The sequence below is a fragment of the Corynebacterium sp. HMSC059E07 genome (assembly GCF_001814395.1).
GTDB classification, from domain to species: domain Bacteria; phylum Actinomycetota; class Actinomycetes; order Mycobacteriales; family Mycobacteriaceae; genus Corynebacterium; species Corynebacterium hesseae.
Genome location: NZ_KV816329.1, coordinates 224,402 through 249,092, shown reverse-complemented (window position 1 = coordinate 249,092; position 24,691 = coordinate 224,402). Strand labels below are relative to the sequence as shown.

At 59.7% G+C, this 24,691-nt stretch carries 26 protein-coding genes and 1 tRNA gene; 9 read left to right on the top strand and 18 right to left on the bottom strand.

Annotated elements, in window-relative coordinates; genetic code table 11:
- Positions 1-166: 166 nt before the first annotated feature.
- The 4 genes from HMPREF2967_RS10170 to HMPREF2967_RS10155 form a co-directional block, all read right to left on the bottom strand.
- The gene (locus HMPREF2967_RS10170; protein WP_010190091.1) at positions 167-607 is read right to left on the bottom strand and encodes a universal stress protein; all 441 of its coding nucleotides are present in this window, start codon (positions 605-607) and stop codon (positions 167-169) included.
- Between the two features lie 143 nt (positions 608-750).
- Positions 751-1,197 (bottom strand): universal stress protein, encoded by a 447-nt coding sequence (locus HMPREF2967_RS10165; protein ID WP_070523204.1) that lies wholly within the window; start codon positions 1,195-1,197, stop codon positions 751-753.
- Positions 1,198-1,311: 114 nt separating this feature from the next.
- On the bottom strand, positions 1,312-3,405 hold the full coding sequence (gene uvrB / locus HMPREF2967_RS10160) for an excinuclease ABC subunit UvrB (protein WP_070529903.1): 2,094 nt from the start codon (positions 3,403-3,405) through the stop codon (positions 1,312-1,314).
- 88 nt (positions 3,406-3,493) lie between these two features.
- Positions 3,494-3,856 (bottom strand): DUF4259 domain-containing protein, encoded by a 363-nt coding sequence (locus HMPREF2967_RS10155; RefSeq protein ID WP_193634440.1) that lies wholly within the window; start codon positions 3,854-3,856, stop codon positions 3,494-3,496.
- 104 nt (positions 3,857-3,960) lie between these two features.
- On the opposite strand from HMPREF2967_RS10155, the gene HMPREF2967_RS10150 reads away from it, so the two are divergent.
- The gene (locus tag HMPREF2967_RS10150) at positions 3,961-5,337 is read left to right on the top strand and encodes a DUF4185 domain-containing protein (protein WP_070686310.1); all 1,377 of its coding nucleotides are present in this window, start codon (positions 3,961-3,963) and stop codon (positions 5,335-5,337) included.
- A 39-nt stretch (positions 5,338-5,376) separates the two neighbouring features.
- Here HMPREF2967_RS10150 and coaE read toward each other — a convergent pair whose 3' ends face one another.
- On the bottom strand, positions 5,377-5,979 hold the full coding sequence (coaE, locus tag HMPREF2967_RS10145) for a dephospho-CoA kinase (protein WP_070523216.1): 603 nt from the start codon (positions 5,977-5,979) through the stop codon (positions 5,377-5,379).
- Positions 5,980-6,094: 115 nt separating this feature from the next.
- A complete protein-coding gene (gene rpsA, locus HMPREF2967_RS10140; protein ID WP_010190105.1) occupies positions 6,095-7,555 on the bottom strand; it encodes a 30S ribosomal protein S1 in 1,461 nt (486 codons plus the stop codon).
- A 241-nt stretch (positions 7,556-7,796) separates the two neighbouring features.
- Between rpsA and HMPREF2967_RS10135 the strand changes: the two genes are divergently transcribed.
- Positions 7,797-8,537 (top strand): class I SAM-dependent methyltransferase, encoded by a 741-nt coding sequence (locus tag HMPREF2967_RS10135; RefSeq protein ID WP_070523219.1) that lies wholly within the window; start codon positions 7,797-7,799, stop codon positions 8,535-8,537.
- A 61-nt stretch (positions 8,538-8,598) separates the two neighbouring features.
- The gene (locus HMPREF2967_RS10130; protein WP_070523222.1) at positions 8,599-9,069 is read left to right on the top strand and encodes an RDD family protein; all 471 of its coding nucleotides are present in this window, start codon (positions 8,599-8,601) and stop codon (positions 9,067-9,069) included.
- A gap of 4 nt (positions 9,070-9,073) precedes the next feature.
- Here HMPREF2967_RS10130 and polA read toward each other — a convergent pair whose 3' ends face one another.
- Complete coding sequence (gene polA, locus HMPREF2967_RS10125) at positions 9,074-11,725, bottom strand: DNA polymerase I (RefSeq protein WP_070686308.1); 2,652 nt, start codon at positions 11,723-11,725, stop codon at positions 9,074-9,076.
- Between the two features lie 91 nt (positions 11,726-11,816).
- On the opposite strand from polA, the gene HMPREF2967_RS10120 reads away from it, so the two are divergent.
- The 6 genes from HMPREF2967_RS10120 (at position 11,817) to HMPREF2967_RS10095 (ending at position 15,780) form a co-directional block, all read left to right on the top strand.
- Positions 11,817-11,890 (top strand) — tRNA-Leu (locus HMPREF2967_RS10120).
- Positions 11,891-11,957: 67 nt separating this feature from the next.
- Positions 11,958-12,233 (top strand): hypothetical protein, encoded by a 276-nt coding sequence (locus HMPREF2967_RS10115; protein WP_070529889.1) that lies wholly within the window; start codon positions 11,958-11,960, stop codon positions 12,231-12,233.
- 136 nt (positions 12,234-12,369) lie between these two features.
- Complete coding sequence (locus tag HMPREF2967_RS10110; protein ID WP_070596731.1) at positions 12,370-13,185, top strand: DUF368 domain-containing protein; 816 nt, start codon at positions 12,370-12,372, stop codon at positions 13,183-13,185.
- Between the two features lie 3 nt (positions 13,186-13,188).
- Entirely contained in the window at positions 13,189-14,070 is an 882-nt protein-coding gene (locus HMPREF2967_RS10105) for an ABC transporter substrate-binding protein (protein WP_070686307.1), read from the top strand.
- Positions 14,063-15,016 carry an amino acid ABC transporter permease gene (locus HMPREF2967_RS10100; RefSeq protein WP_070686305.1) on the top strand — a complete coding sequence of 318 codons (954 nt, stop codon included), beginning with the start codon at positions 14,063-14,065 and terminating at the stop codon, positions 15,014-15,016. Before HMPREF2967_RS10105 ends, HMPREF2967_RS10100 begins: the two co-directional genes overlap by 8 nt.
- Positions 15,016-15,780 carry an amino acid ABC transporter ATP-binding protein gene (locus HMPREF2967_RS10095; RefSeq protein WP_070522216.1) on the top strand — a complete coding sequence of 255 codons (765 nt, stop codon included), beginning with the start codon at positions 15,016-15,018 and terminating at the stop codon, positions 15,778-15,780. The genes HMPREF2967_RS10100 and HMPREF2967_RS10095 overlap by 1 nt, the downstream gene beginning before the upstream one ends.
- A 179-nt stretch (positions 15,781-15,959) precedes the next feature.
- Here the strand turns inward: HMPREF2967_RS10095 and nusB are convergent, their stop codons facing one another.
- The 11 genes from nusB to ruvX form a co-directional block, all read right to left on the bottom strand.
- Positions 15,960-16,490: a transcription antitermination factor NusB gene (gene nusB, locus HMPREF2967_RS10090; RefSeq protein ID WP_070686304.1), complete on the bottom strand. Its 531-nt coding sequence runs from the start codon at positions 16,488-16,490 to the stop codon at positions 15,960-15,962.
- Between the two features lies 1 nt (position 16,491).
- The gene (efp, locus tag HMPREF2967_RS10085) at positions 16,492-17,055 is read right to left on the bottom strand and encodes an elongation factor P (protein ID WP_070522210.1); all 564 of its coding nucleotides are present in this window, start codon (positions 17,053-17,055) and stop codon (positions 16,492-16,494) included.
- Between the two features lie 94 nt (positions 17,056-17,149).
- Positions 17,150-18,241 (bottom strand): M24 family metallopeptidase, encoded by a 1,092-nt coding sequence (locus tag HMPREF2967_RS10080; RefSeq protein ID WP_070522207.1) that lies wholly within the window; start codon positions 18,239-18,241, stop codon positions 17,150-17,152.
- A gap of 42 nt (positions 18,242-18,283) precedes the next feature.
- On the bottom strand, positions 18,284-18,709 hold the full coding sequence (gene aroQ, locus HMPREF2967_RS10075; RefSeq protein WP_070686301.1) for a type II 3-dehydroquinate dehydratase: 426 nt from the start codon (positions 18,707-18,709) through the stop codon (positions 18,284-18,286).
- 18 nt (positions 18,710-18,727) lie between these two features.
- Positions 18,728-19,798 (bottom strand): 3-dehydroquinate synthase, encoded by a 1,071-nt coding sequence (gene aroB, locus HMPREF2967_RS10070; protein WP_070686299.1) that lies wholly within the window; start codon positions 19,796-19,798, stop codon positions 18,728-18,730.
- A gap of 75 nt (positions 19,799-19,873) precedes the next feature.
- Positions 19,874-20,383 (bottom strand): shikimate kinase, encoded by a 510-nt coding sequence (locus tag HMPREF2967_RS10065; RefSeq protein WP_070686297.1) that lies wholly within the window; start codon positions 20,381-20,383, stop codon positions 19,874-19,876.
- Positions 20,380-21,591, bottom strand: a complete 1,212-nt coding sequence (gene aroC / locus HMPREF2967_RS10060; protein ID WP_070686331.1) for a chorismate synthase — start codon at positions 21,589-21,591, stop codon at positions 20,380-20,382. Before aroC ends, HMPREF2967_RS10065 begins: the two co-directional genes overlap by 4 nt.
- Before the next feature lie 51 nt (positions 21,592-21,642).
- Positions 21,643-22,035, bottom strand: a complete 393-nt coding sequence (locus HMPREF2967_RS10055) for a prepilin peptidase (RefSeq protein WP_070686295.1) — start codon at positions 22,033-22,035, stop codon at positions 21,643-21,645.
- A 57-nt stretch (positions 22,036-22,092) separates the two neighbouring features.
- Positions 22,093-22,899 (bottom strand): shikimate dehydrogenase, encoded by an 807-nt coding sequence (locus HMPREF2967_RS10050; RefSeq protein WP_070686293.1) that lies wholly within the window; start codon positions 22,897-22,899, stop codon positions 22,093-22,095.
- Between the two features lie 4 nt (positions 22,900-22,903).
- Positions 22,904-24,094 carry an endolytic transglycosylase MltG gene (gene mltG, locus HMPREF2967_RS10045; RefSeq protein ID WP_070686291.1) on the bottom strand — a complete coding sequence of 397 codons (1,191 nt, stop codon included), beginning with the start codon at positions 24,092-24,094 and terminating at the stop codon, positions 22,904-22,906.
- Between the two features lie 22 nt (positions 24,095-24,116).
- On the bottom strand, positions 24,117-24,665 hold the full coding sequence (gene ruvX, locus HMPREF2967_RS10040) for a Holliday junction resolvase RuvX (RefSeq protein ID WP_070529855.1): 549 nt from the start codon (positions 24,663-24,665) through the stop codon (positions 24,117-24,119).
- Between the last annotated feature and the right edge of the window lie 26 nt (positions 24,666-24,691).

Here is a 24,691-nt window from a genome sequence, read left to right as displayed (position 1 = left end):
ACCCCGCTACGCACCCCGAAACCGGAAGAGCCCGGTAACGCCCTCGCCCGCGCCTATCGCAAGCTTCGGTTCGGCTCTTAGAAAAGCACCACAACGCGCAAACACGCCCCAGAGACTTCCGACGAAGAAGTTTCTGGGGCGTGTGCGCGCCGTAGCCCGAGAAGGCTTAGTTCACGGTGTGGACGATCATGACGTCACAATCAGACTGACGCGCGACATCCGCCGGAACCGAACCGAGCAGACGGCCGGTCAAAGAATTAATTCCGCGGTTACCAACGATGAGCAGGTCAGCCTTGTTGTCGTTGACGATCGACATCAGGGCTTGAACCGGGGTGCCCGGACGCACAGCGGTCTCCACCTTCGTCACGCCGAACTTCTCTGCGTGTTCCTTACCGGAGGCGAGGTTGGCCTGAGCCTTCTCATCGCCGAGAATCGTCACTGAATCCTGGCGCAGTGTCTTGGAGGCTTGCTCCTGGTTCTCGTAGTAGGCGCAACCGATGATGAGGGTGGCATCGAAGGCTGCGGCGATCTTGGCGGCGCGCTCCACTGCGAGCAGGGAGGACTTGGAACCGTCGGTACCGACCACGATCTTGTTGTAATCGCTCATGATGACCTTTCTTCGCTGGGCCCCAACCTTGAGGCCACCGCTAAACAAAATTCTAAAAGCTTTTGCGCACCCGCTAGTCTAACAACGCTGGCGTGTTCGCGTCGATCAGCGCGTGTGCTGTGCACCCGACTGGGTCCCGGCGCTTACTCAGTGGTGTTGACCACCACAACATCCGCGTGGGCCTTACGGGTTAGCTCCGTCGCAACGGAACCGAATACCCGGCCGCGAACTGAATGGATTCCCTTGTTACCCACCACGAACAAGTCGACGTCATAGTCCTTGCCCACCTCGATGAGTGAGTTCACAGGGTCGCCAGACTTAGCGATGATCTCGATGCGCTTCGCGCCCTCGCCGTGCGCGATCTCCGCGGCATTGTTGAGGAAATTCTCCGACATTTCCTCGCTGACAACGGGCACGCGGGCGTCCTCTGCGTTCGGTGCGCCGAGCATCGAACCGGAGTGGTTGTAGAAAGCAGACACGATGATCAACGTCGCATCATAAGCACGCGCCATAGATGCGGCAGAACGGACGGCACGCAGGGATGTCGGTGATCCATCGGTTCCCACGGCGATGACGTTGTAGCTCAGCATGATTCTCCTTATAACTAGTGGTTAATCCCTAACAGTATGGCACGGCTGCCGGCACTGAGTGTGGTGTTACCCGCCCAGTGCACTAACGAGGTCTCAGTACGCCGGCCCAGACTGTTAAATCCCGGCCTCTTTGAGTCCACGTTGCTCCTTCTTCAGGTCCGCGATTTCATCGCGCAAGCGCCCCGCCAGCTCGAATTTAAGCTCTCGGGCGGCTTCGCGCATTTGGGTCGTCAGGTCGTCGATAAGCGCCTGCACCTCGTCGGCAGCCATGGAAGACACATCGGGCTTCTCGACGATTGCCGTGGGGTCCGCCCCCTGCTCCTGTTCATCGGCGTTGTCGTAGACCTGGTCCAAAATGTCAGCGATCTTCTTGCGCAATGGCTGCGGGTCGATGCCGTGTTCCTTGTTATAGGCAATCTGCTTTTCACGGCGGCGCTCAGTCTCCTCGATGGCTTCCTGCATCGAGTCCGTAATCTTGTCTGCGTACATGATGACCTCACCGGACACGTTTCGGGCGGCGCGGCCAATTGTCTGGATGAGCGAAGTGGTGGAACGCAGGAAGCCTTCCTTGTCTGCGTCCAAAATAGCGACGAGTGAGACTTCGGGAAGGTCGAGGCCCTCGCGCAGCAGGTTAATACCAACGAGCACATCGAATTCACCCAAGCGCAGCTGCCGCAGTAGCTCCACGCGCTGCAGCGTATCGATATCCGAGTGGAGGTAGCGCACCTTGATGCCATGCTCCAGAAGGTAATCAGTGAGGTCTTCTGCCATGCGCTTAGTCAAGGTGGTGACCAATACACGCTCCTGCTTAGCGGTGCGGGCGCGGACCTCATCGATAAGGTCATCGATCTGGCCCTTGGTGGGTTTGACCGTCACCTTGGGATCCACCAGGCCGGTGGGGCGAATGACCTGTTCCACGAACTCGCCGCCGGAGGCCGTCATCTCGAAATCACCAGGCGTGGCCGACATGTAGACCGTTTGCCCCACGCGCTCTTCGAACTCATCAAAGGTGAGCGGACGGTTATCCACAGCAGACGGCAAACGGAAGCCAAACTCCACGAGGTTGCGCTTGCGGGCCATATCACCCTCAAACATGCCGCCGATCTGCGGGACGGTCACGTGGGACTCATCGATGATGGTGAGGAAGTCCTCTGGGAAGTAATCCAAGAGCGTCGCCGGCGCCGAACCGGCGGGGCGCCCGTCAACGTGGCGCGAATAGTTCTCAATGCCGGAGCAAAAGCCCACCTGCTCGATCATCTCGAGGTCGTATTCGGTGCGCATTCGCAGGCGCTGTGCTTCGAGCAACTTGCCGCGGTTCTCCAGCTCGGCGAGGCGTTCCGCAAGTTCTTCCTTGATGTCCTCGATGGCCCGCGCCATGCGCTCTGGACCCGCCACGTAATGAGTCGCGGGGAAGATTCGCACCTCGTCGACTCGCTCGAGAACATCGCCCGTCAACGGGTGGATGTAGTAGAGCTCGTCCACGTCATCGCCGAAGAATTCGATGCGCACCGCGCGCTCCTCATAGGCGGGGATGATATCCACGGTATCGCCCTTGACGCGAAAGGTTCCGCGCGTAAAACCTACGTCATTGCGCTCGTACTGGATATCCACGAGCAGGCGCAGGAAGCGATCGCGGTCGATCTCCTCCCCTTCCTCCAGCACGACCGAACGGTCGAGGTAGGACTGCGGCGTGCCCAAGCCATAGATGCAGGACACAGAGGACACCACGACAACGTCGCGGCGAGAAAGAAGCGCCGAGGTGGCGGAGTGGCGCAGGCGTTCCACGTCCTCATTAATGGAGGAGTCCTTCTCAATATAGGTATCCGTCTGCGCGATATAGGCTTCCGGCTGGTAGTAGTCGTAGTAAGAAACGAAGTACTCAACGGCGTTGTGCGGGAGGAGCTGGCGCAGCTCATTTGCCAACTGGGCCGCCAGCGTCTTATTCGGCGCCATCACGAGTGTTGGGCGCTGCTGTTTTTCAATGAGCCACGCGGCAGTAGCGGACTTACCGGTACCCGTGGCACCCATGAGGACGACGTCGCGCTCGCCGCGACTCAGCCGCTCATCCAGTTCCGCGATGGCGGCGGGTTGGTCGCCTGCGGGCTGGTACTCTGATTCAACACGAAAATCGGCCGAGCGCCGTTCGATTTCACCGACGGGGCGGTGTTCCGAGACCGGCAGGATAGGGTGTTCAGCAGCAAAAGCCATGCCGACCAGTCTAACGCGCCGAAGCCTAAACCTGCTAGGTCCCGGCAGCTCAACAACCCAGCCACTGTGTGAGGCAAGAGAGAACGGTTTAGGGCAATACAGCACGCGTCGTGCGCAGCCACAGATCTAACTCACCCGTGGTTTCCCACAGTGCATAGATCGGGGAATTATTGGGCTCCATCGCTGTGTTAATTTTCTTGCGCAGCCAGGCCCGAGTCTGCGGTGTGCGCAGCGCTTTAACGGATTCGACACTGACTCCAGCGGGAAGTTTGTCCGCCGGGGACGTCGCCAGTGCGCCTAAGGCGATGACGACCTCGGCGTCGTCAACATCGATGGGAGAATCCACGCAGCTTTTCTTAAACGTGTCGAGGTCGAAAGAGCCATCACGAATTTCCGCGAGCACTTCGCACGCGGCGTGATTATCAAAAGGCCCAACGTCCCAGGTTCCCATGGAGGGGCAGATTAAGCACTCAAGATGAACGGGGCACGAGCACAAGGTAAATTTTAGCCACCATATGCTTTAAAAGTTGCCGCTCTCCTTTAGAATCGGCTGGCATGAAGTTTCGTTCCCTCGCCAGCGCAGTGACCATCGCCGGTCTCGTGCCCGTCGCTATCGTGTCCCACACGCCCACCGCCCAAGCTTCTCCGTGTACGGCCTATTCGAAGTCCGGTAGCTTCACGTCGAAGCCCGAGGCCTCCGGGCCGGGAGGTGGCTCTTCGCTAGGAGGGCTCGACGCGCTGCTGGGTAGCTCCTCTCGTTCGAGCAGTTCAGGTGACTCCGCAGCACCACAGCGCAGCAACTATAACCAGCGCCAAATCACCGGCGGACCGACCCAAATCATGCAGCTCATCACCGGTTCCGGTTCCCCGAACCGCACCGACCAAAAATTCGACATTTCCGGAACCGACCTCGGCATTGCCTACTCTGACAACGCGGGCCGCTCCTACTACGTCTTCGGCGATTCCATGGATTGTTCGAGCGACGGTGATGGGTGGCGTTCCAACCTCCTCTTGCGCACGAGCGACCACGACTATGGTGATGGCCTGCGTCTGGAGGAGGCGCTGACTAATTCCGGATGGTCCGCCAATGGCCGTGCAAAGGAGTTCATCCCCTCCCAGAAGGTGGGAGATCAAGATACCAACGGCGAGCGCACCACCATCCCCACGGCGGGCATCGTGGTCGACGGCGTGCACTACATCGACTACATGTCCGTGCGCTCTTGGCACGACCCGAAAACCGGCTGGTCAACCAACTTTGGTGGGACCGTGAAGTCGACCGACGGCGGAGTCACGTGGCGCGCGGTACCGGAGGCCACACGCACTAACGCTAGCCACGGGACGAACGCTCCCATTCCCGGCGGCGCAAACTACCGTCCAGGTTTCGAAAAGCTGCAGCAATCGGCCTTCATCGAGCACGACGACTATATCTACCGTTACTCCACGGGAAACGGCCGCCGTGGCCCGGCATATTTGTCCCGCGCACTGAAGTCTGAATTCCCCAACGAAGATGCCTTCAGCTACTACTCGGATGGCTCATGGGTGAAGGATCCCGCGCGGGCCACCGAGGTGCTCGACGGCAAGGTCTCCGAGCTTTCCGTGGCCTACAACCACTACTTGGGCAAGTACGTCACCATGTATGGAGTGGAGGGAGAGGGCATCGTCATGCGCACCGCGGATAGCCCTGAAGGACCATGGTCACCGCGTCGCATGCTCGTGGGCGCGAAAACTACCGAGGTTGTCAGCGGCGAGCCACTCAACGACACGTACGCGCCCTTCGTCCTGCCAAACCAGGATGACCAGCACCTGTATTACACGCTGACATCGTGGCACGATTACAAAACCATGCTGATGCGCACTGACCTTGATTTCGTGGGCGAGGACATGGAGAACAACGACCACATCGCAGTCTCTGACGTCGTAGCAACGCGCTAGGAGCTTCTGCCAGGAAGTTGCTGCTAGGAAGCTGCGTGCCTAACCTAGGCGGGCGCGCAGCTTCTCGGCGACCCCCTCGACCTGCTCATCCAGTGCTTCGAGGGGGCCGTTGTTGTCAATGATGAAATCAGCGACAACACGCCGCACGTCGTCCGGAATCTGCGCCGCAATCCTGCGGCGCGCGTCCTCCTCATCCAGCCCGCGGTATGCCACCAGGCGGCGCACACGCTCCTCTGCGTCAACGTCAACAACAATGGTGGCGTCCATATCCTTGTGGAGTCCTTTGTCCACGAGGAGCGGCATATCGTAGACCACGAAATCGGCACCAGCCTGCCGCGCTGCGTCGAAGCGGGCTTGGGTTTCCTCGTTAATGCGCGGGTGCGTAATCGAGTTGAGCACAGCGGTCTTCTCGCGACTAGAGAAGGCACGGGAAGCTAGTAACCCCCGGTCCAGGCTCCCATCTTCTTGGAGAATGTCTTCCCCGAAAGCCTGCGCCAGTTCTGTAAGCGCTGGTTGACCCGGTTCAACAATGTCCCGGGCTATCTGATCGGCATCCACTAGTTCCCAGCCGTGGCGCACGAGAAGCTGCGCCACAGTCGATTTTCCGCTGCCGATTCCGCCGGTGAGTCCAATGAGTTTCATACCGGCTTAGGATACGCGAAAGGCCGCCCCTCCCACAGCGGGGAGAAGCGGCCTTTCTGCAAGAACTAGATCGTCTCGGACTAATCGGCGGAGCCTATCCGAGAGGACTTAGCTTTTAGTTGCCAGCGAGCTTGTCGCGCAGAGCAGCAAGCTGCTCGTCGGAAGCGAGGGAGCCGCCAACCTCTGCCTGAGAATCGGATGCCGGAGCTGCATCCTGAGACTCGGAAGAGTAGTTGGAGTTGGCAGCGGACTCGGCGGCCTCAGCGGCTGCAGCACGGTTGCGCTCGATCTGAGCGGTGTGCAGGTTGAAGCGACGCTCGGACTCTGCGTAGCGAGCCTCCCAAGCCTGGCGCTGCTCGTCGTAGCCCTCGAGCCACTCGTTGGTCTCCGGGTCGAAGCCCTCCGGGAACACGTAGTTGCCCTGCTCGTCGTAGGAGTCAGCCATGCCGTACTTGGACGGATCGAACTCGTCGGTGTAGTCCTCGTCTGCCTGCTTAACGGACAGGGAGATGCGGCGACGCTCGAGGTCGATGTCGATGACCTTGACCATGACTTCCTGGCCAACGTTGACAACCTGGTCCGGAACCTCCACGTGGCGCTGAGCCAGCTCGGAGATGTGGACGAGGCCCTCGATGCCCTCCTCGACGCGAACGAAGGCGCCGAACGGAACGAGCTTGGTGACCTTGCCCGGGACGATCTGGCCCACAGCGTGGGTGCGGGCGAAGACGCGCCACGGATCCTCCTGGGTTGCCTTCAGGGACAGGGACACGCGCTCGCGGTCCAGGTCGACGTCGAGAACCTCGACGGTGACCTCGTCGCCCACAGTGACAACCTCGGACGGGTGGTCGATGTGCTTCCAGGACAGCTCGGAAACGTGAACCAGGCCGTCGACACCGCCGAGATCGACGAAGGCGCCGAAGTTGACGATGGAGGAGACAACGCCCTTGCGGACCTGGCCCTTCTGCAGCTGGTGCAGGAACTCGGAGCGGACCTCGGACTGGGTCTGCTCGAGGTATGCACGGCGGGACAGGACAACGTTGTTGCGCTGCTTGTCCAGCTCGATGATCTTGGCCTCGAGCTCCTGGCCGATGTACGGCTCCAGGTCGCGGACGCGGCGCATCTCAACGAGGGAAGCCGGGAGGAAGCCGCGGAGGCCGATGTCCAGGATGAGACCACCCTTGACAACCTCGATGACGGTACCGGTGACCGGCTCTTCCTTGGCGTGCAGCTCTTCGACGGCGCCCCAAGCACGCTCGTACTGTGCGCGCTTCTTGGACAGGATCAGACGGCCTTCCTTGTCCTCCTTGGTGAGAACAAGTGCGTCGATCTCGTCGCCGACCTCGACAACCTCATCCGGGTTGACGTCGTGCTTGATGGAGAGCTCGCGGGACGGGATGACGCCCTCGGTCTTGTAACCGATGTCGAGCAGGACCTCGTCGTGGTCAACCTTGACCACGGTGCCCTCGACGATGTCACCATCGTTGAAGTACTTGATGGTGGCGTCGACAGCTGCGAGGAAGTCCTCTGCGGTTCCGATGTCGTTGATCGCAACCTGAGGGGTGTTAGAAGTTGGCATGTAGTTATGCTCCGAATAAACGTAGGAGATCGTAATTGGACAGTTACGCGTCTCTTGAAAAGCGTCATTAAGCAGCGCGAATGCGCAAGGCTTAAGATGGATTTCAATCCCGACTCGCAGCCGTGCCGAGCTCTCCTACAGTAGCCCAGCGCGTCCCGAGTCATAGACACGCCCGTATAACCCTACATCCTCGCAGCTAAAACGGCAAATGCGCCATGGAAAAAGAATTGGGAAAGGAAGAATGTCTGCAGCAGCGTTTTCGGCATCCTCTGCCAACCGAGATTTTTGGGATCGTGACGCCGATTCCTACCACGCGGAGCATCCCGAGTACCTATCCTCTTTCTACTGGTGCCCGGAAATGCTGCATGAGGCTGAGGCGCAGCTGCTTGGTGACGTCTCCTCCGCCACCGTTCTCGAGCTGGGTTGCGGCTCTGCGCCGTGCACGCAATGGCTGCAAGGACGCACGCACTTTGCGACGGGTTTTGATCTCTCGTCGGGAATGCTCTCCCATGCCGCGCCCGAGCTACCACTAGTCCAAGCTGATGCCCTAGCGCTTCCCTATCGAGACGAGTCCTTTGACGTCGTCTTCTCCGCCTTCGGCGCCTTGCCCTTCGTAGCAGACCTGGACGCGGCGCTGCGCGAGGTCCACCGTGTCCTGCGTCCACGTGGACGCTTCGTCTTTTCTGTGACGCACCCAATGCGCTGGGTCTTCCCCGACGATCCCCAGAACCTCACAGCAGAGCTGTCCTATTTTGAGCGCGCCTACCTCGAGCAGGATGCCAACGGTGAGCTTAGCTATGCCGAGTTTCACCGCACGATGGGTGATTGGGTGCGAGCACTACAGGTTCGCGGTTCCTTCGAGATTTGCAACCTCATCGAACCCGAGTGGCCAGAGGGCCTCGACATCACGTGGGGCCAGTGGTCTCCAGAACGAGGTGAAATTTTCCCTGGCACCGCCATCTTCGTGTGCGAAGCACGATAGCCCGGACGCCTGCCCACCCTGGTGCGGAGTGTGCCGCCCGCAGCGAACTAAGCTGGCAGCCATGCTTTTAGAACGCCTCGGGATTTTCCTACGCCGCACGGTGGCCTGGTGGATTGACGCCTTCCTCGCCGCCGCTGTCATCGTGGTAATCAAATGGGCAATCAACCTCAGCACCGACGGAGTATTGAACGGCAGAGCAGGAGCTATCTACGACATCATCGCGCTCGCCCTCGTCTTCTACGTCTACCGGGTGTGGGCGGAGTCAATTAAGCACACTTCTCTGGGCAAGTGGTCACTGAAGCTAGAAGTCATCGCTGAGCATCCCGGAATCGCCAGCGCAGCAATTCGCAACAGCTGGCTACTCCTTACTCTTGTTGCACTGACAGGGCTCCCCTATGTTGAGGCAACCATCTTGGCCATCCTTGGCCTCAGCGTCCTTGTGCTGGGCCAAACCCCCTTCGACCTACTCGCCGGGTGTTTAGTCGAGCGCCGCACGCCCACCGAGGACGAGCGCGCGGTGGGCTTGACCTAAGCCCCTAGTGCGCTGCGGCATCCCAGTTCTTGCCCACGCCAACGGACACCTCGAGTGGCACAGTCAACTCGATAGCCTTGTCCATTTCGCGCTCAAGGATGCGCTGCACGTCTTCTGCCTCCCCGGGAGCCACCTCCACGACAAGCTCATCGTGAACCTGAAGCAGCACGCGCGAGGCCATGCCTTCAAGGGCCTTATCCACGCGGATCATGGCAACCTTGATGATGTCCGCAGCAGTTCCCTGGATGGGCGCGTTCAAGGCAGCGCGCTCAGCGTTCTCACGGGCCACGCGGTTATCGGAGTTTAGCTCCGGCAGGTAGCGGCGGCGCCCAAAGACCGTGGAGGTATAACCATCCTTTCGGGCCTGCACCACCACCTCGTCGAGGTAGCGCTTCACGCCGCCGAAACGCTCAAAGTAGCTCTCCATAATCTCCTTAGCCTCGCGCGCCGGGATACCCAGCTGCTGCGATAGGCCAAAAGCGGAAAGTCCATAGACCAAGCCATAGGACATAGCCTTGACTCGGCGGCGCAGCTCCGAGGTGACCTCATCCACCGGTACATCGAAAACCTTGGAGCCAACGTAGTTGTGCAGGTCTTCGCCCTCACGATAGGCCTCAATAAGCCCGGGGTCTGCGGAGAGATGCGCCATGACGCGCATCTCAATCTGGGAGTAGTCGGCCGTAATCAAGGTCTCAAAGCCTTCGCCGACCACAAAAGCAGATCGGATCTGGCGTCCTGTCTCAGTACGCACCGGAATATTCTGCAGGTTCGGTTCCGTCGAGGACAGGCGGCCCGTCGATGCCACCGTTTGGTTAAACGTGGTGTGGATGCGGCCATCCGGCTGAATGGTCTTAATGAGACCTTCCAGCGTTGTCTTCATCTTCTGATACTCGCGGTGGGCCAGCAGGTGATCCAAGAAGGGGTGCGGATGCGTTGCAGCAAGCTGCTCAATTTCCTTAGCCGCGGTGGAATAGCCGGTCTTGGTCTTCTTCGTCTTCGGCATGTCAAAGGTATCGAAGAGCACCGACTGCAGCTGCTTCGGGGAATTCAGGTTGAGAGAATCATCACCGGCCAGCTCGCGGGCGGCGCGTTCCTGTTCATTGACCTGCTCAATGAAGGCATCACGCTGAGTTTCTAAGACATCCCTGTCGACCGCAATACCGGCGGCCTCCATGCGGGCAAGGATGCTGACCAGCGGCAACTCCAGGTCGGCATAGAGCTCGAAGGAGTCAATCTCCTGGAGTTGACGCGTTAGTTCTGCCGCTAATTCCATAATGGCAGCGGCCTGATCCACCAGAGGGTTCTCATCAAGGATGGAGAGCTGCTCCGTGGCCGCTCCAAGGGACTTCTGTAGGTGGCGCTGGTACACGTCCGTCAACGCATACGTGCGCTGCCCCGGACGCAAGAGGTAGGCGGCAAGGGCGGTGTCGTGGGCAATTCCGCACAGTTCAATCCCCCGGCCGGCCAGCATGTGCCAGACGGCCTTCGCCTCGTGTAGGTATTTCGGCGCGTCTGATGACAGCCACGCGGCCAGCGCGGCGTCATCCTTAGCATCGAGATCTGCCAACTCAATCTGGCGGCCCTCAAAGGAGGAATCGACCAGTGCCAGTGCCGCAGCATCACCCGCGCCCGGGGTCCCATCACCTTGTACGAAGACTGCTACGTCTTCCTTACCCTCGAGCCACTCAGCCAGCGGTGTGTCCACCACGGTAACCGTGACGTCCGGGGCTTCCTCAGCCGCAGCAGCTTCCGCGGCGGCGTCGTGCGGGACGGCGTTGAGGACCCGCTCGCGCAGGTTGGTGCCGAATTCCAGCTCGTCGAAGCGAGCCGCGACCTCGCTAGCGACCGCTCCCTTAAACTCCAGATCCGCAGGGCCCACCTCCAGGTCCATATCCGTCACCATTTGAGTGAGCTGTCGGTTGAGCTTGACCTGTTCGATGCGGTCGCGGAAGTTCTGGCCCGCCACTCCCTTGATCTCCTCGGCATGCTCGATAAGGCTATCGAGGGAGCCATACTGGGTAATCCATTTCGTGGCGGTCTTCTCCCCCACCTTTGGCACGGAGGGCAAGTTATCGGAGGGGTCACCACGCAGGGCCGCGAAGTCTGGGTACTGCTGCGGGCTCAGACCGTACTTCTCCTCCACTGCCTCTGGAGTAAAGCGATGCAGCTTGGACACCCCGCGCATGGGATAGAGGACGGTCGTGGAGTCGTCGACAAGCTGCAAATAGTCGCGGTCACCGGTGACCAGGAAGGTCTCATAGTCCGCGCCCGCCTGCGTGGACAACGTAGCCACGATGTCATCGGCCTCGAAGTTCTCGCGCGACAGCGTAGTGATTCCCAGCGTCTCCAAAACCTCACGGATGAGCTCAACCTGCCCCCGGAACTCTTCCGGGGCGGCTTCGCGCTGTGCCTTGTAGTCGGGGAACATCTCCGTGCGGAAGGTCTTGCGGCCCACGTCGAAGGCTACCGCGACGAAGTCCGGCTTCTCCTCCGCCAAGATATTCGCCAGCATGGAAAGGAATCCGTAGACCGCATTCGTATGCTGCCCGCCCGAGGTAGAAAAGTTCTCCGCGGGCAGTGCATAAAATGCGCGGAAGGCCATGGAGTGGCCGTCGATGAGCAAGAGTCGGGGCTGAGAAGTAGTCACCCGGCCCATCCTAACGTGTTGCGCCAATCAGCACCGACGCTGCCCTTAGGCAGGCAATTAGGTTCCCATTGGTCAGCTGCGCTAGTATCGTTGCTTGTGCGCCCCTGTAGCCCAATTGGCAGAGGCAACGGATTCAAAACCCGTGTAGTGTGAGTTCGAGTCTCACCAGGGGCACAATTCCACCCCGCAACAGAGAATGTTGTGGGGTATTAGTGTTTTCAACCGAAAGGAACCCGTCATCATGCGTCGCACGATCATTGCCTTGAGCACCGCAGCCGCCCTTACTCTGGGCGGTACCACTGTTGCTACCGCTGCGGAATCCAGCACCGACAAGGAAGTTTCTTCCAAGGTGGAAGGCTCCTCTTATTACCAGGAGCTGCGCAAGTCCGCAGCCTCCTCCGATGACCCGCAGTTGAATACCTTCTACACCGTGCTTCTCGACGGTCTCGTAGGCCTCGCCGCCTTCGCCATCTTGGGCTCAATCTATGGCGAAGTAGCAAAGCGCTTGCCGATGTAGTCAACGTATAACCTTCTATGGTCTGAATAGTTTGCATAAGCACGTCGCACAATGAGAGAATAAGGAGTCATCTGCTCATCCCTCTCCCTCGGCACGGCATCCCCACCGAGGAGACTGTCAACGTTACTTTCGGTTTATGCACTATATTCTTAACGCCATTCGCGGCGCCCTCATTGGCATGGCCGAGCTGGTCCCCGGAATTTCCGGAGGCACCGTCGCGCTCATCGTAGGCATCTATGAACGCGCTTTGCACAACGCCAATGATCTCATTTCCGGCCGTTTCAAAAAGGTTGAATGGGGCTTCCTCGTCTCAGTCGCCGCCGGCATGTTCCTTGCCGTCTTCGGTTTTTCCACGTTGCTCCACAACTTTGTGGAAGGGCAAGTGTCCTTGTCCCGCGCATTGTTCCTCGGCATGGTCGCCGTGTCCATCATCGTTCCAATTAGCATGATGTCGCGGTTTACGCCCGCGTCCATCGCTGCATTCATCATCGCCACCGTCGCGATCTTCTTTGTTACCGGCTTTACTTCAACTCCTGTCGAAGACCCCAGCCTGATTGTGGTGTTCTTGGCGGCCATGGTGGCCGTCTGCGCGCTCGTTCTCCCAGGCGTTTCGGGCTCACTCATCTTGCTGACAATGGGCCTCTACCAGCCGGTCATCGGCGCGGTCTCTGACCGGAACATGACCGTCGTGGGCGTCTTCGCCCTCGGCGCGGTGTGCGGCCTTGCCGCGTTCGTCAAGGTATTGAATTACCTACTCGATACCCACCGCGATCCGACCCTCGCCGCCATGGCCGGCTTTATGCTGGGCTCACTTCGCGCATTGTGGCCGTGGGGCGCGGACCAGGATGCTTCAACACCGCTTATCCTGCTCATGTTCGCGCTCGGCGGCATTATCGTCGCCATTTTCATCGTCGTGGATAGGCGCAAAGCCGCAAGTTATCAAGAGAGTTAAAGCATGAATAAGAAGAAGGCCGTCGTGGGCGCCGTCGGAGCGCTGGCCTCTGTTGCCCTCTCCGGTTGCGTCACCAACGAGGAGCCGGCGCTGCCAGAAGGCTGGTCAGAGCCTAACGTGGACGAAGTACCCGAGATCGCCGCGATGTACCAGGACGCAGATGGGGTCCTCACCGTAGGCACAAACCCACCGTTTGCGCCTTTCGAGTTCAAGGATTCCGATGGTTCACTCATCGGTCTTGAAATGGACTTAGCCAATGCAGTCGCTCAAGTGATGGGCCTCAAATTCCAGCCGGTGGAGCAGGACTTTTCCATGATTTTGCCGGCAGTCCAGTCCGGGCAGATTGATCTTGGCGGGTCTGGGTTTACCGATACCGATGAGCGCCGTGAGAACTTCGATTTCGTCGATATCCTCTACGCCGGCATTCAGTGGGCGGAGCTCACCGACGGCCCCAACAAGGTTGATCCATCGAATCCCTGTGGCCTCACCGTCGCGGTGCAGCGCACCACCGTGTCCGAGACGGACGACTTACGTCCGAAGCAAGAAGCCTGCGATGGGGACCTGACCATCCTTCCCTATGACACGAGTGACAACGCCGCCCTCGCGGTACTCATGGGCCGCGCGGACGCGCTTTCGGCGGACTCACCAGTCTCTGCGTGGGCGGTCAACCGCTCGGACGGGCGTATGTCCATGGTCGGCGAAATGTTTGACGCCGCTCCCTATGGGTTTGCCGTACCTAAGGACTCCGAACTCGGACCTGCCGTGGCAGCCGCGCTCCAGCACCTTATTGACACCGGGGCCTACGCAGAAATCCTCGAAAAATGGGGCGTTACCGAGGGACTCGTCGAACACGCAATGATTAATGAAAGGCCGATCAATGACTAATTCCTCTCTCCCAGCAGCATCGGATTCTGCGGCTTCGGCTACCCCACCAAAGATCGAAGCCCGGCCACTTCGCCACCCGTGGCGATGGGTCTTCGCCGCCCTCCTCGTTCTCCTTGCTGTGTGGTTCATCATCTCTTCGGCGCGCAACGAGGCCTTCGGGTGGGGCACTTACTTCCAATACCTCTTCGACACTCGCATCGCCACCGCCGCGCTGCACACCATCGCGATTACGATTCTGGCGATGATCATCGGCGTCGTGGGCGGCGCCGCTCTCGCCGTGATGCGTATGTCCCCCAACCCCGTGCTCGGGGGTGTGTCCTGGATCTTCCTGTGGCTATTCCGAGGAACCCCGATCTACGTGCAGCTCGTCTTCTGGGGCCTGCTCTCCGCGCTCTACCAATCCATCAACCTCGGGTTTACGGAGATTTCTCTCACGGAGGTACTCACCAATGCATTCCTGCTCTCCGTGCTCGGTTTGGGCCTAAACGAAGCCGCCTACATGGCGGAAATCGTCCGCTCCGGCATCTCTTCGGTTCCCGAGGGCCAGAAGGAAGCCAGCAAGGCCCTGGGTATGGGCTGGTGGATGACCATGCGCCGCACGGTTCTCCCGCAGGCCATGCGCATCATCATCCCGCCGACCGGTAATGAGTTCATTTCCTTGCTGAAGACGTCTTCCCTTGTGGTGGCAATTCCCTACACCGCAGAGATTTTCGGCCGCGCCACGGATATCTCCGCTGCGCTTTTCGAGCCCATCCCGCTACTCATGGTGGCAGCGACGTGGTACCTGGCCATCACCTCGCTTCTTATGGTGGGCCAGTACTTCTTGGAGCGCCGCTTCGAACGTGGCGCCACCCGCGAGCTCACCGGCCGCCAGCTGGCTGCGCTGGCGGATGCTGAAGGAACCATTCCCCGCAACGTGTCTGTCATCCCGGAGGTAAAGAACTAATGACCACCCCAATGATCTCTGCACAGAATGTGTATAAATCCTTCGGTCAGCTCGAGGTTCTCAAGGGCATCGATCTCACCGTCATGCCCGGCGAGGTCACCTGCCTACTGGGCCCCTCCGGTTCCGGAAAATCAACCTTCCTTCGCTGCTGCAATCACCTAGAGAAGGTCACGGCCGGCCGCCTCTACGTCGACGGCGAACTCATCGGATTCCGTGAACGCAACGGCGTGCTCTATGAAATCTCCGAAAAGGAAGCCGCCGCTCAACGCCAAGACATCGGCATGGTGTTCCAACAGTTCAATCTGTTCAGCCACCGCACAGTCCTGGAGAACATCATCGAGGCCCCCGTCCAGGTGAAAAAGCAGAATCCAGAACAGGCAAAGAAGAAAGCGATGGAACTGCTGGAAAAGGTGGGCCTCGCGCACAAGGCAGATGCGTACCCGGTGCAGCTTTCCGGTGGTCAGCAGCAGCGCGTCGCCATTGCCCGCTCTGTGGCCATGGATCCAAAGCTGATGCTTTTCGACGAACCCACCTCCGCCCTCGACCCCGAGCTGGTCGGCGAAGTCCTCCGCGTTATGAAGGAGCTTGCCGCCGATGGCATGACCATGCTCGTCGTTACTCACGAGATGGGCTTTGCACGTGAAGTCGCCGACAACATCGTCTTCATGGACGGCGGCAGCGTCATTGAAACCGGAACCCCCGAGCAAGTCTTGGACAATCCGCAGCACCAGCGCACTAAGGATTTCCTCTCTTCGCTGCTCTAGCACGCAGAATCACTACCGCAACTGCCCTAGTTGCCAACACCTTTGCTCCTGCCGCAGGCAGGTTCAGGATCATTGGCAGCTAGGGCAGTTTTCTATTTGACCTCGGCCAAGACAAAACTCCGGCCAGTCCACAAAGGTTAGTTGGCCGGAGTTTCGGGATTCAGGGAAAGACGTGGGCTCTACTCGGAGTCGCCTTCGTCTTCCGCAGTCTCAGCGGGTTCTTCAGATTCCTCGGCCGATGCCGAGTCCATTGGGCTATCCGCAGACTGGGCCTGGATGACGTCATCCAACACAGCGTGGATATAAGGTGCTGCCTTGTCATTGGAGTATTCCGAGGCAAGCTCCACACCTTCGACGAGCGCGGTAGCGTTAGGCACATCCGCGTTAAAGAGGATTTCCCATACCGCTACGCGCATGATCGCACGATCGACAGCCGGGATGCGCTCGAGCGACCACTCGCTGGAGAGGTAGCGGGCGATCGCATCATCGATGGCATCCAGTTCTTCGGCAGCTCCGCTGACGATTTCGCGGGTGTAGTCCGCGACCGGCGCCACGCCGTTTTCAGGGTCGCGGGCCAGCTCTACGCGGTCCTCAACGATGGCTACCGGATCGACGTCGCGCGATTCAGCTTCGAAAAGAATGTCCGCGGCGCGGCGACGTGCTCGGTAGCGCGCCGTGTGGCGCTTATAGTTTGGCTCTGGTTGGGTCATCTTAGTTGTTGACGCGAGAGAGGTACTCGCCGGTACGGGTATCAATCTTGAGAACGTTTCCGATCTCAATGAACAGCGGAACCTGAATCTCGGCACCAGTCTCGAGCGTTGCCGGCTTGGTGCCACCATTGGAGCGGTCACCCTGCAGGCCCGGTTCGGTGTGCTCCACCTTCAGGTCAACGGAGATCGGCAGCTCGCCGAACAAAGCCTCACCGTCATGGAAGGACACCTGAACGCGCATGTTCTCCAGCAGGAACTTGCCAGCGTCGCCGAACTTATCAAACGGAAGCTCGAACTGCTCAAAAGTCTTATCATCCATGACCACGTAGTTCTGACCATCGTTGTACAGGTAGGTCATGTCGCGGCGGTCGACGTTGGCGGTCTCCACCTTCACGCCAGCGTTAAAGGTCTTGTCGGTCACCTTGCCAGAGACCACGTCCTTGAGCTTGGTGCGCACGAATGCCGGGCCCTTGCCGGGCTTGACGTGCTGGAACTCAACAATCTGCTGCAGCTTGTTGTCGATCTTCAGAACGAGGCCGTTCTTGAAATCAGTGGTATCTGCCATGAAATGACTCTCCCAAATAACTTGTAGTCGAAACTATGAAAACAGTGTCTAAGCATACCGTACGCGCATCAAGTACGGCGCCAAGGGGTGCTAGCTAAAGCACCTGAAGGTCCTTCGGGTAAGCCGTAATGATCTTCGGGGCACCTGAAGTGATAATGAGGCTGTCCTCGATGCGCACTCCTCCCTTGCCTGGGACGTAGATGCCGGGCTCAATGGTCAGGGTCATGCCCTCAGCCAACGTACCCTTTCCGGTTGTGGCCGCATAAGGCCCTTCATGCACGTCGAGACCAATGCCGTGGCCGGTGGAGTGAACGAAGTAGTCACCATAGCCAGCATCGGCAATAATGTCGCGGCAGGCCGCGTCGACGTCGACAAGCTTGGCACCTGGCACCGCTGCCTTGACACCCGCTTCCTGGGCGCACAGGACAACGTCATAGATTTCGCGGGCGAAATCAGAAACCTCACCGATGACGAAGGTACGGGTGCAGTCTGAGTTAAAGCCGCGGAGGTGAGCACCGAAGTCAATCGTTACCAGATCGCCCTTGCGCAGTTCGCGGTCATCCGCACCATGGTGGGGCTTTGCAGAGTTCTCGCCGGAGGCCACGATGGTGTCGAAGCTCACGCGTTCCGAACCAAGCATGCGCATCCGGTATTCAAGGTCGGCGGCTACCTGGCGCTCCGTGCGTCCAGCGGCGACTTCCCCGGCCTCGACGAGTTCGGTCAGCGCCTGGTTTGCCAAAGCTGCGATTTCTTCGAGTTTTTGAAGCTCGACATTGTCCTTGACGAGGCGAATCTTCTCTACCACGCCGGTGACAGGCACCAGAGTAACGCCCTCCGGTTTTGCTTTCTCCAGCCGCTCAAGTTGTGAAACGGTGACATAGTCGGCTTCATAGCCAACGCGAAGGTCCTCAGAAACCTGCCCCAGCAGGTGCGGGCCCACATCGCGGCCGAGTGTGGCTTCGATATCCGGGACCTCTTCCGCAATTTGTGTGGTGTAGCGGCCGTCCGTGGCCATGAGCGCGGAGAGGTCCTTGCGCAACAGTAGACCACCATTCGAACCGGAGAAGCCGGTGAGGTAGCGCACGTGCGTCAAATGGGTGACGATGATCGCGTCGACGCGCTGACCAGAGAGCTCGGTCATGAGCTTGCGGCGGCGGTTGCTATAACGAGTATCGGCTAATGCCATATGAGAACCACTCCATTCATTTCAAGCGATACTCCATGATAGCTAATTTGCGAGGAAGTACCCCAGTGCCGCGACATATCCATAAGAGCCAAGCCCAGCGATGACACCGCGTGCTATCGGGCTCAGGTAGGAGTGCTGACGGAATGCTTCCCGCGCGTGCACATTAGATAGGTGTACCTCAACGAAACCTGCACCATCGGCTACTTCCGCTAGGGCATCGCGCAGTGCCACCGACGTATGCGTAAACCCACCCGGATTGATGATGACGGGCCAGCCTTCGTCGGCGGCGCAATGCACCTGCTCGATGAGCTCGCCCTCGTGGTTGGACTGGAAGAAGACGATCTCTTCCTCCCCCGCCGCTGCGCGGACGCGACGCTCGATGTCCTCTAGGGTTTCGCTGCCATAGATTTCTGGTTGGCGCTTGCCCAGACGGTTGAGGTTCGGGCCGTTGAGAACGAGAATGGTCATGGCAAACTCCTTAAGCTTTTATGAGGCGAGCTGTGCATAGGCTGCGCGCAGCTCGTCGACGGTAGCGTCTTCCAAGCGCGTGGTTTCCCCGATTCCCGTGAGGGCCACAAAACGGATGTGTCCACCGCGATTCTTCTTGTCATGGCGCATGCCATCCAGCAGCTGTTCGAAATGGCCCTGCTCATAGGTTGTGGGCAACCCAATTCGGGTGAGAATGTCGCGGTGGGTGGCTACCAGGTTGGCGTCGATAAGCCCGCGTGCGTGGGACAAGTAGGCGATGAACATCATGCCCACTGCTACCGCGCGGCCGTGGCGCCAGGTGTAGTTTTCGCGGCGCTCCACCGCATGGCCGAAGGTGTGGCCGTAATTGAGGGTTTCGCGCAGCCCCGATTCTTTTAAGTCCTGGCCCACCACGTGCGCCTTGACCGCGATGGAACGCTGGATGAGCTCGGGCAGCAGGCCGTCGGGGTCCAGGCAAGCAGCAGGATCCGCAAGGTAATGCTCGATGATGCGCGGATCATGGATGAAGCCAGTCTTGATGATTTCTGCGGAACCGGCGACGATTTCGTCGGCAGGTAGGGTGCGCAGGTGGTCCGGATCGACAAAGACTGAGTCCGGCTCGTGGAAAGCCCCAACAAGGTTCTTGCCTGCGGCAGTGTTAATACCTGTCTTTCCACCGACGGCCGCGTCCACCATCGCGAGCAGTGTGGTCGGCGCCTGGATTACGGGGATGCCGCGCATCCACGTCGCTGCGGCAAAGCCTGCCAAGTCGGTCACGGCACCGCCGCCGAGACCAATAACGACGTCCCGACGGCTGAAACCAGCCTCCCCGAAAGTATCCCAAAGCCGGGCAAGTATATCGAGCTGCTTAGCTGCCTCTGCATCGGGCACTTCGACCAGAGTTGCCTCAATTCCCTGTGCACGGGCTTGCTCGGCGAGGTCACCGGCAGCCTGCGCGAGCGGCGGCTGGTGAATGACCGCCACCTTAGCCGCTCCAATGTCCGCCGCGCGCCCAATGACTTCTGCGCTCAGACCAGTGCCGATTGTGACCTCATAAGGTGAAGGTCCATTAACCGGAATAGTGTGCATGAGTAGTACTCCTTTGGCTGGGCTAGCAGTAATTGTGCGGCTTCATCATGAGGTTAAAGCAAAACAGCCGGCGATTTAGAGGGTTTCAAGGAAACTCAAAATATCGCCCACTACCTGTTGCGGGGAGCGCACACCGGTGCGCACCTTCAAATCAGCTACCTCCGAGTAAAGGGGGCGGCGCGCCTCCAAAAGCTGGGTATAGTGCGCCAATGGATCTGCAGATTCCAACACGGGGCGGTTCGCATCACCCAACGTGCGGCTTACGCCTTCTTCCGGAGTGACATCGAGGAATACGACGGTCAGGTTATCGAGCAAAGCACGCGTAGATTCGGTCAGCACTGCTCCGCCGCCGAGGCTCACGACCCCAGTGGTGGCCAGTGCCTCGCGCACCGCTTCTGCTTCTACCTCACGGAATGCCGGCTCACCCAGTTCAGAAAACACTTCTCCGCAGGCCTTGCTGTAGCGGGCCTCGATCAGATCATCAGAATCAACAACGTCACAACTCAGCGCCCGTGACAAGCGGCGACCAATCGTAGTCTTTCCAGAGCCGGGAGGCCCAACTAAGACGACGTGTGGGGAGCTCATGCTTCACCCCAATCCAGGCGGCTTGCCACATAGTCTTGGTAGGAGGCGATGTTCCGCTTAGTCTCAGCGAGGCTATCTCCACCAAACTTTTCCAACACGGCGCGCGCGAGGACCAACGCCACCATTGCTTCTGCAACAACACCAGCAGCCGGAACCGCACACACATCGGAGCGCTGATGGATGGCGGTCGCCGCTCCACCTGTGGCCATATCCACCGTCTTCAAGGCGCGCGGAACTGTGGAAATCGGCTTCATCGCCGCGCGCAAGCGCAGCGTCTGGCCGTTGGTCATTCCACCTTCTAGACCGCCCGCCCGGTTAGTTTCTCGATCCACGCCGCGATCGGTTCGGACCATCTCATCATGAGCCTCGCTTCCGCGACGGCGGGCTTCAGCAAAACCATCACCGACTTCAACGCCCTTGATGGCCTGAATGCCCATCAAGGCAGCGGCAAGCTGTGCGTCGAGACGGTCCTCCCCTGACGTGTGCGAGCCCAAGCCAATTGGCAGGCCCTCCACGATGACCTCAACGATGCCGCCAAGGGTATCGCCTTGCTTCTTAGCGGTTTCAATCTCTGAGATCATAGATTCCTCTGCGGCCTTATCGCAGGCCCGTACCGGAGAAGCATCGATGGCCTCAATTTCCGCAAAGCTGGGCGACGGGCCTTCATAGGGCTCGGAGGCGCCAATCGAGATCACGTGGGAGAGCACTTCGACGCCCAATGTTTCACGGAGGAAGTTGCGTGCGACGGTGGCTGCAGCCACGCGGGGGGCGGTCTCACGCGCGGAAGAGCGCTCCAGGATGGGGCGCGCCTCCGAGTGATCAAACTTCACCATGCCAGCAAAATCAGCGTGGCCGGGGCGCGGGCGAGTCAGCGGGGCGCCGCGACCGGAAGCCATAGCTTTAGCGGACTCCGGATCCTCCGGATCCAAGGCATCGGGCGACATGATGGTAGTCCACTTTGGCCACTCAGTGTTGCCGATCATGATGGCGATAGGACTGCCCAGGGTCAAGCCGTGGCGGATGCCGCTGAGCAGGGTGAGGTCATCAGCCTCAAACTTCATGCGCGCGCCACGCCCATAGCCAAGGCGGCGGCGAGAGAGCTGGAGAGCGATGTCGTCTTGGGAAACGGGAACCCCGGCCGGCATGTGCTCGATGAGTGCAATGAGCGCTTGACCGTGAGATTCACCTGCGGTAGTCCAACGAAGCATGCGGACCATTATCGCATGCCAGGGCTTCTTTCGTGGCCACTAGGCCAACTATCACACCGTGTTGGGGCTAAAGAACACGACGAGAGCCGCAGCAAACAGCATCCCGGGTCCATGCGCAGGCACCCTATCCCGCGTGATGATTCCCCACAACACCGTGCTGAGCGCCGCCCCCATCATCGCCAACACAACCCCTGGTAGGCCCGCTGCGTGGGCGGTCACCATTCCCAGAGGCAGAGCTAGCTTGAGGTCGCCCCCGCCCACGCTTCCGGCACGGCTAAACCAGGCCACTAACACGTAGAGCCCTATCCAGAGCAGACCCGCCAAACTGAACCAACACAGCGATAAAGCCGCGGCCGGCAGCGTCAGATAATTAGGCAAGCGCTTAAAACGCAGGTCATAAACAATTAAGGCGCACCCCCACGCCAAGAAAAGCACATCCCCCATAGCCCGCAGCCTACCGCGCGGTAAGACAAGGCGCACGCGGTGGTTCGGGGGAACCGATCAGGATAGCTTGAGCGCCTTGTTTAATGCAGCCAGCATCTCTGCCCGTGGAGCGGTGTGCCCTGTAAACTGCTCGAACTGCGAATAGGCCTGGTTAGCCAGCATGACATGCCCGCCGACTGTCGGGTAGCCGTCGGCAGCGGCATAAACGGTCAACGGAGTTGGCCACGGATCATAGATAACGTCAAATACCGGAGCTTTGGCCAGCTGCGTTAGGTGCTCTTCCACGGCGGCGGAGGGAACGGTGGAGACCACGAGATCTACCGAACGCGCAAGCCCCGCGAGATCATCGCTGAACGTTGCCGCGTGGAGGGTGAGGCCAAGGTCATCAGCCAGCGGGCGCAGCTCGGCGATGCGGTCGGAGCGATTGAGCACCGTAACGTCCTGCACACCGCGCTGGGCTAGGCCCCACAGGACAGGCCGTGCGGTTCCACCTGCTCCGATGAGCAGTGCCGTCGACGGTTGGGACGTTCCAAGCAGCTCGTCGAGCGCGCCCAGAACTCCCTCGGTATCCGTGTTATCCGCACGCCACCCGTCGTCGGTGCGCACCAGGGTATTCGCGGAGCCGATGAGCTCCGCGCGTTCGCTGACAATGTTCGCGCAGGCGAGTGCGTCGAACTTGAGCGGCATGGTGACCGAAAAGCCGCGGTACTCCTCCCCCGCATTGGCGAGGAAGGCAGCTAGGTCCGTCACCTCAATCTTGGTGTAGTCCCAATCCTCCAAATTCACAGCTTCATAGCCTGCGTTATGGAGGACCGGGGACAAGGAATGAGCGACAGGGCTGCCCAGAACTGCGGCGCGGGGCATCAGGTTACTGCTCCTCAGCCGGTGGCTCGCCGGCCGGCGGCTCGCCAGCGCCTTCGCGCTGGCTGTCAAGGATGCCGGAGCGAACAGCGTCATCGACGTTGGCGAGGTGCTCGTCGTAATTATCGGTAAACACCGTGGTGCCCTTGTCATCGACGGTGACGAAGAAGAGCCAGTTGCCCTCCGCCGGGTTCTCCATGGCCCCGATGGCTTCCTCCGAAGGAGAAGCAATCGGCGAGTCTGGGAGACCATCCTTCGCGTAGGTATTCCAAGGAGTCTCGCGGTGGCGATCCTCATCGGTAGTGGCCAGCTCAACATCCTCGAGGCCATAGTTGACCGTGGAGTCCAGCTCGAGGCGCATCGGCTCATCAAGGCGGTTGAGGATTACACGGGCGACCTTGTCGAACTCACCGGCCGGGGACTCGCGCTCCACCAGCGAAGCTGCAGTAAGAAGCTCGTAGGGCTTGAGGCCAATTGCCTGGGCGCGGTCAACGATATTGGTGTCGTTGTACTTCTTCGTCGAACGTGTGATGAGATCCGTCAGGATCTCCTGGGCGTCCATGTTCGGATCGAGGACGTACTGGCCCGGAGCGATAAGGCCCTCAATACGCTTGGGGTCCTCACCGCGGGCACGAATTTCCTCCAATGCCCAATCCGGCGCACCCAGCTCGGCAGGATCCACCGTGGCCGCGATCTTCTCCAGCTCCTCGGCGGATACGCATTCGCCTTCCTTGCAGGAGACCTGAGAAATCAGCGAGTAAATACCGTAGCGGACATCACCGCCGACCACGTTGACGTCGAGAAGCGTAGCTCCGCCCTGCACGTCGAGGAGGTCAACCATGTTGCCCTCATCAAGCAGCGCTTCGACGGCAGACTTCGCGCTCATCTCCTCCTGAAGGCGGTAGAAACCAGGCTTGATTTGGCTCGCGCGCGGATTCGAGTTGGCTGCAGAAGAGAAAGCCTCGGGCGTCTTCACCACGTTCTTCTCCGCCAATTCAGGTGCCAGTTCGCTCATCGACGAGCCCTCCGGAACCTGAACAAGCTGGGTTACTCCATTGCCCTGCCCCTCATAGTCCAAGGTGCTGCCCCCTCCCAACAGGCGGAAACCAATGTAGCCAAGTCCACCGATGATCAGGACCAAGCTCGCAATGAGCACGGCCATGCCGCGCTGACGGCGCTTGACATATTGGGGTTCCATCGAGCGTCCGATGCGTGAAGGTTTACGGCTCACGTACTTCGTCTCCTACGTTTGAAGGGCTGTGGCCGTTCAACGCGAAATGGCGCGCATCCAGCCAGGATTGCAAAATTTCCACCGCGGCTGCTTGGTCAATCACCGAGCGACCTCGCTTCTCTGATACGCCAGAGGCCCGCAATGCGGAGGAGGCGACCACGGTAGTAAGGCGTTCATCCACCATACGCACGGGCGGAGGTTCTTTCATCCTGTCATCTTTTGCCAAGCGGCGGCGGATACGAAACGCGATTTCCTTGGCATGTTTAACACTTGATGAACCATTGCCCTTGAGATCACGCGGCAAACCAACGGCTACCTCAACCACGTCATACTCGTAAATCAGCTCAAGCAGGCGGTCGATATCACCCTTGTCACGGTCTTTAAACCCGGTCTCACGCCGGACGGTTTCGACCGGCATGGCCAAGCGCGCGTCCCGGTCAGAGACCGCCACGCCGATGCGGACGGTACCGACGTCGAGGCCCAAACGGCGCCCCGGGCCGGGATCGTCCACGCCTGGTTTGTCGGGCTCTACGGCCATCGTGCTCCTCCTGATTCTGCGAGTCA